Source organism: Clostridium sp. DSM 17811, assembly GCF_018861905.1.
In the GTDB taxonomy this organism is placed as follows: domain Bacteria; phylum Bacillota; class Clostridia; order Clostridiales; family Clostridiaceae; genus Clostridium_AD; species Clostridium_AD frigoriphilum.
The window spans coordinates 1-9,623 of sequence record NZ_JAHLDU010000054.1 but is presented as its reverse complement, the minus strand read 5'-3'; the positions used below and the strand labels follow the sequence as shown (position 1 = coordinate 9,623).

Genomic DNA, 9,623 nt, shown 5'->3' with positions numbered 1-9,623 from the left:
GTTAAAATAAAATATTATTTCATTTCTTTACCTATTTCTCTGTTTAATTTTCAAAGACCAATTTGCTTTGTCATCATGTGACGACTTCTACTATAATACTAGGTTTTTCTTGTTTTGTCAACTACTTCTTTATAATAAATTTATAATTAAAATCTAATAAATTGTAATTAACAGTTAGTTAGTGTGCCACTCGTATGTGACGACAAGGAGTATTCTATCATATACATATATGACACACTCACAATAATCCTTCAAATATGCTAATTATGTGCAATATTCTTCACAATGCTATTGTTTTTCGCATTTCTTTCACACTGATACACTAGGACTGGTATACTATGCTTCTATTAATAACATACCTGGATTTCGCATTCTTTAATATTTTATTAGTTGTACTACTTATTTTAAAAATTAAATAAGCTTTTATTAAAAAAAATGATTATTGATCCTAACACAATATATTCAAGTACAATTCTATATCTCACTTAGAAAAACTTCGACCATATTAGTTTTACAATCAAATCCAAGCTCCTTTAACGATGATTGTAATGCCAATAGTGTATAAGCCACTTTATCCCTTTTAGCATTTTCCCCCATATGTCCTATCCTTATTACTTTTCCCTTTAAATACCCAAATGACCCAGCTATAAATACATTAAAATCATCAACCATATGTTTTAATAGCGCTTTATCATTTATATCCTTAGGCAATTCTATAACTGTTACAGTATTAGAATATCCTTCTTCAATATATAAACTAAGACCCGCCTTCTTTACAGCCTTCCTTGTAGCTTTAGCAATAGAATTATGTCTTTGAAGTATTCCCGTGTCTTCTTTAATATTATCAAAAGCTTGTCTTAGACCAACAATATCACTTATTGGCGGCGTATATGGGAACCACTTATTCTTATAATAATCTTTCCATATAAGTAAATTGCAATAATAGGAAGCTATAGGCTTCTTTCTTTGATCCATTGATTCAAATGCATCTTCACTTATACTTAAAAATGTAAGCCCTGCTGGTGCTGATACACATTTTTGCGAAGCACCTATTACTATATCTATTTTCCATTCATCTACTCTTACATCTTCTCCACCCATACCAGCTACACTGTCCACTACTGTAAGTATATTCATCTTTTTTAGTAAATGACATATCTTTTCTATATCATTTAACACCCCCGACGGTGTATCACAATGTACTACAGTAGCGTATTTGAAATCATGATCTTTTTCAAGGAATTCTTCTAATTTTTGCGTATCTATTTCATGCTTCCTATCCTCTTTAAAAACAACAACCTCTCCACCATACATCTTAACAAAATCAGCGAACCCTTCTCCAAATATTCCATTATCAATCACTAATACCCTATCACCATTTTCAGTAAGTGATGCACATGCAGCCTCAAGGCCTAAAATCCCCTCACCACTTAATATTCTAACTTCATTACTTGTCTTTAAGAACTGTCCTATTTCCTCACAAGTTTCTTTGTAAAATTCATAAAACTGTAAATCTAGATCTGGATTTGTAGTAGCTAAAGCTCTAGCCATTCTTACATTTTCTCTTACTTGTGTAGGCCCTGGAGTCATTATTTGAGATACCTTCATCATTTTCACTCCTTTATACTATTCTTTATATTTCAATAATAAAATTATATCACTAATAGCTAACTTGAAAAAATGTATCCATACGATCTTCTTAATTATAAAATATATACTTTATAAATATTTTATTCTCATACACCAAATTATCTATATAAATTCTGTAATGCGATTGTCTTTTAACCACAATAAAGCACATGAAAAATCCCATGTGCTTTATAATATATTAATGCTTTATTAATAGTAACAATAAACTTACAAGATAAGTTATCCCAGAAAAAATTAATGATACTATAAGAAATCCTATTAGTATAATATTATACTTTAATAATCCTTGGGCCATAACGAACTTTGAAAACCCAAATGAATTAAGAACAAGTACTATAAAAAATATTACTATTAACCCCTTAGAAGCCCCTTTAATATCTGCCGAACTTAATGATATATGAGATGATATACAGATAGCTAAGAATAAAAACAATATAAAATATGGATTAGAAAAATTAGTTGATGAAAAAATTATCTTTATTAGATCAATATAAGAATTTAATATTCCATTTAAAGAAACCGAATTTATTTTAGTTATACTTATATTAACCATAGATATATTTATAAATTGATTGTATGTCTTAGGGATTATGGTATACATTAAAGCAATTATCGCTGATATCCCCCCGAATATAGGTGCAATACCTATAAAAAAGTTACCCGTTTGTTGATATATACTATTAGGATTATATGCATGATTTACATAACCCAGTACTCCGTTTTCATCTTTTTTTTGTAAAAGCACCAATTTAGATATTTTATGTCTAAAAACAAGGCATAAGATAGCATGCGAAAGTTCATGAATCGGAACTCCTATAATCGCGGTAATCGCTACTGCCTTCCACCCAAAGCTCCTTTGAAAATTTTCTATTGAATGATTCCTTAAAAATCCAAGTATGAATCCCACAAAAATTATCATTCCCGTCATGTATATTGTATCTAGGCACGTCTTTATTATTAAGTCTATTAAAGTATTCATATAATCACCCTCTCAATTTTTGCTAAAGTTCTACTCTAAGCTCCACTAACTAACATAAAGTAATAATTTTATCTTTGCCCTTAAATTATTCATTGTCCTAGCCATTTAACTTAAACATTATTATACCAAAGAATATAAAAATATCAAAAACGATTATTAATAATTTAATGTTTAACCCTGTCAATGTTACAGCTGTTAATAAACTGATAGTTATCCACAGTCACTCTCTATCTAATTGTTCTACTGTGCATAACTATGTTTATAACTATATTTGTTTTTAATTATTTATTAAAAGTGAAATAATTCATGTGATTATTTCTACATTGCTCCATATTGCAAAAGCCTTTAATATGTATAAAAAGAGAAACGTAAAAAACTAATCGAGTACTGTTTCGATTAGCTTTTGTATAAAGATTTTATTTTAATTTAGTCATAATTTTATTAGAATCGGGTATTTTTTTTAATGTAACACGAATATAAATAAATAAAAATGCTGCAAGTCCTCCACATGTATCTACCATAACATCTCTAAATGCGGGTCCTCTTCCCGGAACAAATGCTTGATGAAATTCATCTGAGCATGCATATAGAAATACTATTAATATTGAAGCAATAAAAATTTTCATATCTACCTTTTTACTTTTATTCATTGCTCTATATATTAGAGTATATAGAATAAAATACTCAGTAAAATGAGATGCTTTTCTAACTATAAAATCGCTCAAAGTTCCAAATATATTATTTAAATTTAGACCAAGCAAGTTGAATACATAAATGACAAATTTATTGTTTTCGTTTGACACCTCTCCTACTTGACTAGAAAATATGAATATTACCATCATCCACCCTATAACTAAAATCCAATTCAAATGCTTTTTTCGCATACATTCGCCCCTTAATTATTCAATTTACCTTTTGCTTAAGAATTCAATTATGGTTTAATTGAATTTGTTTGTCAATATCCTATTTTGAAATTGAGACGAATGTACATATGATATCATATATACATTCTAAAACTTATGATTATTTTATCCCAAGAAATCAGGTTCTTTCACATTATCTGCTCTTATTGCCTTTTTCATTATAGTAAGATCTATGGTTTGATTATATTTATCAAAAGAGCAAGGGTATTTTGTACCACAATTATCACACTCTATAAATTCCTTAAAACAAGTCTGTTCTCTATTATCAAATAAAAAAGGAAGATTTTCTGATTCTTCATTGTCTATACTTGCATTTACTCTGTCTATTTTATATGTATAAAGGAAAGTGGCCTCATGTTTTATTTCAAAGTTTTTACCATTACATTTAGGACATACTAGTGATTCATTTATTTTCAATTTATAACTCCCTTTCTATTATAATATATTTATAGTATTTGTTTATTTCTCTTTCATACTCTCCTTATTATGATTTATTTATGGCGATTATATAACTCCAATATCTACTTTTAATTTTTCCAGCTATATCTATTTTATTTAACATTATTAAACTCATTTCATAAATTATTTTTATTTATGCACTTTTGTTGATCCAAATAATAGTTACCACATACTATATATTGTAGGAATAATATAGAACGGATGTGTTATATTGAACTTATCATCTATTAAGAATCACTTTAAAAAAAAGCATGAACCTAAACTTAAAGCATTAAATTTTATAAGATATATAGGCCCAGGCCTTTTAGTAACAGTAGGATTTATCGATCCAGGAAACTGGGCTTCAAATATTTCTGCCGGTGGCGAATATGGATATGCTCTACTTTGGATGGTAACACTCTCAACGATTATGCTTATTCTTCTTCAACATAATGCTGCCCACCTTGGAATTGTAACCGGCAATTGTCTATCGGAGGCATCTACTGCCACATTAAAACCAAAGCTTAATCGCTTCGTGCTTGGTTCAGCTGTAATAGCTGCAGTATCAACTGCCCTTGCAGAGCTTTTAGGTGGAGCTATTGCTTTAAATATGCTATTTGGTATACCTTTAAAACTTGGAAGCATATTAGTTTTATCCTTTATATTATGGATATTATATACAAATTCTTATAAAAAGCTAGAAAAATGGATTATCGGATTTGTCTCACTTATAGGAATATCATTCCTATTCGAATTGAGTCTTGTGCATGTAGAATGGGGTAAAGCTATGGTGGGCTGGATTAAACCTTCTTTCCCCAGTGGATCTCTTCCAATAATAATGAGCGTACTAGGGGCTGTAGTAATGCCTCATAATTTATTTTTGCATTCACAAGTAATACAAAGTCGTCAGTGGAATCTAGAAGATGAGAGTATAATAAAGAAACAACTTAAGTATGAATTTATGGATACTTTTTTTTCAATGATAGTAGGTTGGGCTATAAATAGCGCTATGATCCTTATCGCAGCAACTACTTTTTTTGCACAAAAGGTCCAAGTTACAGAGCTTAATCAAGCTCAACAAATGCTTACACCTCTACTTGGAAATACAGCATCAATTATTTTCGCTACTGCCCTACTTTTCGCCGGAATTTCTTCCTCAGTTACCGCAGGCATGGCAGGCGGAAGTATTTTCGCAGGAATATTTGGCAAAGATTATGATATTAATAATGTATACACTAAACTTGGAATAGGAATTACTTTAATTAGTGCTACAATAGCTATATTTTTTATAACAAATCCTTTTAAAGGTCTTATCTATTCGCAAATGCTCTTAAGTATACAGCTTCCAATAACTATATTTCTACAGATATATTTGACTTCTTCTAAGAAAGTTATGGGCAAATATTCTAACAGTACACTAAGTAAAATAACTCTTTGGATTATTGGACTTATAGTAACTGGGCTTAATATAATGCTATTACTAAGCTTTATACTGTAAATCCACAAAATATAAAAAAGGAATTATGCGAATTATCTTGCCTGGTTCCTTTTTTATTTACCATGACTCTATTCTTAAGCAGCTATAATTTTATGATAAAAATAAATATTTATTATAATAGTAATTAAATAACTACATTGTCAATATACATAGTAATAGTGTAATAATGAAATTTTGGGTATCTTAAAAATATAGCTGCCTATACTAACTATTATTCAAGACACCTTAGATAAGGAGGTATATAAGATGCAAAAAAAAGAGATAATAGCCATGATACTCGCAGGTGGACAAGGTAGTAGACTTAAACTACTTACAAAAAATACAGCAAAACCTGCAATACCTTTTGGAGGTAAATACAAAATTATTGATTTTACTCTTAGTAACTGTTCAAATTCAGGAATAGATACAGTTGGGGTATTAACACAATATCAGCCACTTACGTTAAACTCTCATATAGGAATAGGCATCCCTTGGGATCTAGATAGAAATAATGGTGGGGTTACGCTGCTTCCTCCATTTATGCATGAATCAGGCGGTAACTGGTATAAAGGCACTGCTAATGCAATTTATCAAAACACTAATTTTATAGACTCCTATGACCCTGAGTATGTAATTGTTCTTTCTGGTGACCATATCTATAAAATGGACTATTCCAAGATCCTTGACTATCATAAAAAAAAATGTGCTGATGCTACTATAGCGGTTATAGAAGTTCCAATAGATGATGCCCCTAGATTTGGAATAATGAACACTACTATAGACAATAAAATAATTGAGTTTGAAGAGAAACCGCAAAATCCTAAAAACAATATGGCCTCTATGGGTGTATACATTTTTAATTGGAAAATTCTTAGATCCTTTCTAAAAGATGACGAAAACAATAAATTCTCTAGCAATGATTTTGGAAAAAACATAATACCCGATATGCTAAAAAGCGAAAAAAAGCTATATGCCTATCCATTTAAAGGGTATTGGAAAGATGTAGGAACTATTAAAAGTCTTTGGGAAGCTAATATGGATCTAATCAATGATAAAAACAAATTAAATATCCATGATGAAACTTGGAAAATATACTCAATAAATCCTACTTATCCAGCTCAATACGTAGGTCCTAATGCAAAAATTAAAAATTCTTTAGTGGTAGAAGGATGTATTGTCCTTGGAGAAGTATCTAATTCAGTATTATTCCATGGCGTTACAGTTGGAAAAAACTCTAAAATATCAAATTCTGTTATAATGCCTAATACCAAGGTAGCAGACAATGTTACTATTAACAAAGCTATAATTGGTAATAATGTTATTATAAGACGAAATTCTCTTATAGGCGTCTCAGATGATATAACTCTAGTAGCAGAAGGTACTGAAATTAAATCTAACTCCTTTATAAAGTGAGGTGATAAAATGATTAATAATTATATGGGTATATTAAACTTAAACGAGGATGAGACAAATATAATAAATCTTACTAAGTGTAGACCACTCGCAGCTATCCCTATTGGTTCTAGGTATAGAATTATAGATTTTGCATTATCTAATATGGTTAATTCAGGCCTTAGTAACATTGGGATCTTTACTCAAAGTAAGTCTCGTTCTTTAGTTGATCATGTGGGCTCCGGCAGACCTTGGGACTTAGATAGAAGACCTAATGGACTATTTGTATTTAATTTTGGTATCACAAGTACTTCTTTAAATGATACTGAAATGTTATGGAACACCACGGAATATTTATATAGAAGTAAAGAAAAAAATGTAATTCTTTCCTCCTCTTATATGGTAGGAAACATTGATTACATGGCTGCTATCAAATATCATGAAGAGAAGAAACAAGATATAACTGTTATATACAAAAATATTAATACAGGAAGTAATGATTTTTTAAATTGCGACGTGTTAAATATAGATGAAAACAGTAAAGTACTTAGTGTTGGAAAGAATACCGGAGCATATAATCACTTAAATATTTCCATGGAAATGTTTATTATGAAAAAGGAACTTTTGATATCACTTATTCGTAAATGTATCCAGAGCGGCTCTTACAAAACTTTAAAGGATACTATACATAAAAACATTAATAATTTATCTGTTACGGCTTATGAATTTAAAGGTTACCTTCAATGTGTTAATTCTATAGGTGCCTATTATAAAACTAATATGGACATGCTAGCCCTAAAAACAACTAAAGAATTGTTTTTTAGTAATGGACCTATTTATACAAAAATCAAGGATGAGCCACCGACTAAGTATTCTAGTGAAAGTAAAGTAACTAATTCTATAATTGCTGACGGCTGCATTATAGAAGGTATTGTTGAGAATAGTATTATATCAAGGGGAGTTTTTGTTCACAGCGGTGCTGAAATTAAGAATAGTATTATCCTGCAAAATTGTGAAATCAAAGAAAATTCTAAACTTTTTAATGTTATAATTGATAAAAATGTTATTGTAAATGAAGACAAACAACTTAATGGTGACAATGAATTCCCACTTGTAATTGAAAAAAGAGCTTTATTTTAAAAATCCAAAAGATATAGCCATAACTTCATTAGTTATGGCTATATCTTTTAATTTATAATTGCACTAACCTAAAAATTTAGAACCCTTCTTACTTATCATTACCTTCATCAATACTCTCTGTTGAGATATCCTTATTTTGAAGCATATCTAGTGATTTTATATAGCCTTTTCTACCTTCATCAGGTAAACTATCTACATAAATACCGCTTCTTGGAAATGCCATTGAAATGTCTTCTTGATGCAGTATATCCGCTATTTCAAAATTTATATCTTCTTTTATTCTAAAACATTCATCAAAATCTGGTGTATCCGCAAAATAACATACTAAAATATCTAAACTAGCCGCACTCAATTTATCAAACCTAACAAGAATCCCCTCCTTATTAACCTGAGGATGATTCTCTAACATACTTCTAACTCTTGAGACACAAATCTCTAATTTTTGCCTAGATGTTATATAATTTAGTTCTAAACTAAAACTAACTCTTCGTTTACCTCTTCTACTAAAATTTATTACTGCTTCATTAGTTAACTTCGAATTAGGCACTATTATTAATGCTTCATCAATAGTTCTTATTTTAGTAGTTCTAAAAGAAATATTTTCTATACTACCTTCTAACACATCACTTTTAACCCAATCTCCAATAGTAAAAGGTTTATCTAATATTATAGACATACCGGCAATAATATTAGCAGCTGCATCTTTAGCCGCTAGTGCAAATGCCAATCCACCTAGTCCAAGTCCCGCAATAAACCCTTGAAGATTATATCCCCATTTTTCAGCTATTATAGTAATAGCTAATGCTATTATTATTAATCTTAATGTTTTTGATATAAATGGGAATAATATTTTATCGACTTTTACATCATATGCTTTATGCATTCTCTCAAATAAAAGAGAAGATTCCCCTGTAAGATTGTAGAGTCCCCATGAAATTAATACTATTATGGCAGAACTAAAAACATTATCTATATCCACAATTTTTATAAAAAATGCATATGTTAAAATTTTAAAAGCAAAATACAATCCCAATACTTCGAAAAAATTAATTAGAGGTCTTTCAAAAGCTGCTGCTATTTTTGTGTCTGCATTAAATTTTGTTTTGTTAACAAGTTTTAATATTATTTTAAATACATATTTCGCAAATATCTTTTTTAATAATAAAAATAGTACGAAAACTCCAATAGCAAACCCTAAATATCTAAGTTTAACATATGTGAATCCACTAAAAAAAACTTGTATTCCATCTTTTGCAAAAAAATTTACTATCGATTCAACCAAACAATCACACTCCCTTTTATCTTATGTTTAAGTATATAATCATTTTAAACTAATAATGTTATTTACTCAATAGATTATATAGGAAGAATCTTTTTTTATTAATATATAAATCATACAAAAAAAGACACTTCATATGAAGTGTCTTTTTTTGGTGGCTTACCGGAGAATCGAACTCCGGACACCATGATTAAAAGTCATGTGCTCTACCAACTGAGCTAGTAAACCATGTTTACCTGGCGACAACCTACTCTTCCACAAGGTCACCCCTGCAGTACCATCGGCGCATTGAAGCTTAACCTTCGTGTTCGGTATGGGAACGGGTGTTACCTTCAGGCCATAATC

Annotated in this window: 8 protein-coding genes, 1 tRNA gene and 1 rRNA gene; 3 read left to right on the top strand and 7 right to left on the bottom strand. The window is 29.8% G+C overall.

The features are described 5' to 3' along the window. Positions 1 to 474 precede the first annotated feature (474 nt). The 4 genes from KPL44_RS24405 to KPL44_RS24390 all read right to left on the bottom strand — a co-directional run bounded on the left by KPL44_RS24405 (position 475) and on the right by KPL44_RS24390 (position 3,969). The gene (locus tag KPL44_RS24405) at positions 475 to 1,608 is read right to left on the bottom strand and encodes a pyridoxal-phosphate-dependent aminotransferase family protein (RefSeq protein WP_216255888.1); all 1,134 of its coding nucleotides are present in this window, start codon (positions 1,606 to 1,608) and stop codon (positions 475 to 477) included. A gap of 220 nt (positions 1,609 to 1,828) precedes the next feature. Further along, on the bottom strand, positions 1,829 to 2,629 hold the full coding sequence (locus KPL44_RS24400; protein ID WP_216255883.1) for a metalloprotease family protein: 801 nt from the start codon (positions 2,627 to 2,629) through the stop codon (positions 1,829 to 1,831). A gap of 416 nt (positions 2,630 to 3,045) precedes the next feature. Then, positions 3,046 to 3,513, bottom strand: a complete 468-nt coding sequence (locus KPL44_RS24395) for a VanZ family protein (protein WP_216255881.1) — start codon at positions 3,511 to 3,513, stop codon at positions 3,046 to 3,048. 144 nt (positions 3,514 to 3,657) lie between these two features. Further along, complete coding sequence (locus KPL44_RS24390) at positions 3,658 to 3,969, bottom strand: hypothetical protein (protein WP_216255879.1); 312 nt, start codon at positions 3,967 to 3,969, stop codon at positions 3,658 to 3,660. 253 nt (positions 3,970 to 4,222) lie between these two features. On the opposite strand from KPL44_RS24390, the gene KPL44_RS24385 reads away from it, so the two are divergent. The 3 genes from KPL44_RS24385 to glgD all read left to right on the top strand — a co-directional run bounded on the left by KPL44_RS24385 (position 4,223) and on the right by glgD (position 7,999). Then, positions 4,223 to 5,488 carry an Nramp family divalent metal transporter gene (locus tag KPL44_RS24385; RefSeq protein ID WP_216255877.1) on the top strand — a complete coding sequence of 422 codons (1,266 nt, stop codon included), beginning with the start codon at positions 4,223 to 4,225 and terminating at the stop codon, positions 5,486 to 5,488. A gap of 246 nt (positions 5,489 to 5,734) precedes the next feature. Continuing rightward, positions 5,735 to 6,880, top strand: coding sequence for a glucose-1-phosphate adenylyltransferase (locus tag KPL44_RS24380; protein ID WP_216255875.1), 1,146 nt, complete (start codon positions 5,735 to 5,737; stop codon positions 6,878 to 6,880). A 9-nt stretch (positions 6,881 to 6,889) separates the two neighbouring features. After that, positions 6,890 to 7,999 carry a glucose-1-phosphate adenylyltransferase subunit GlgD gene (gene glgD / locus KPL44_RS24375; RefSeq protein WP_216255874.1) on the top strand — a complete coding sequence of 370 codons (1,110 nt, stop codon included), beginning with the start codon at positions 6,890 to 6,892 and terminating at the stop codon, positions 7,997 to 7,999. A gap of 88 nt (positions 8,000 to 8,087) precedes the next feature. Here the strand turns inward: glgD and KPL44_RS24370 are convergent, their stop codons facing one another. The 3 genes from KPL44_RS24370 to rrf all read right to left on the bottom strand — a co-directional run. Next, on the bottom strand, positions 8,088 to 9,281 hold the full coding sequence (locus tag KPL44_RS24370) for a mechanosensitive ion channel family protein (RefSeq protein ID WP_253201934.1): 1,194 nt from the start codon (positions 9,279 to 9,281) through the stop codon (positions 8,088 to 8,090). A 149-nt stretch (positions 9,282 to 9,430) separates the two neighbouring features. Then, a tRNA-Lys gene (locus KPL44_RS24365) sits at positions 9,431 to 9,506 on the bottom strand. Between the two features lie 6 nt (positions 9,507 to 9,512). Next, positions 9,513 to 9,623, bottom strand: a 5S ribosomal RNA gene (gene rrf / locus KPL44_RS24360); the annotation flags it as partial.

Coding starts and splice junctions, on each gene's coding strand:
- KPL44_RS24405 (WP_216255888.1), bottom strand. CDS start 1,608: ATGAAGGTATCTCAAATAATGACTCCAGGGCCTACACAAGTAAGAGAA.
- KPL44_RS24400 (WP_216255883.1), bottom strand. CDS start 2,629: ATGAATACTTTAATAGACTTAATAATAAAGACGTGCCTAGATACAATA.
- KPL44_RS24395 (WP_216255881.1), bottom strand. CDS start 3,513: ATGCGAAAAAAGCATTTGAATTGGATTTTAGTTATAGGGTGGATGATG.
- KPL44_RS24380 (WP_216255875.1), top strand. CDS start 5,735: ATGCAAAAAAAAGAGATAATAGCCATGATACTCGCAGGTGGACAAGGT.
- glgD (WP_216255874.1), top strand. CDS start 6,890: ATGATTAATAATTATATGGGTATATTAAACTTAAACGAGGATGAGACA.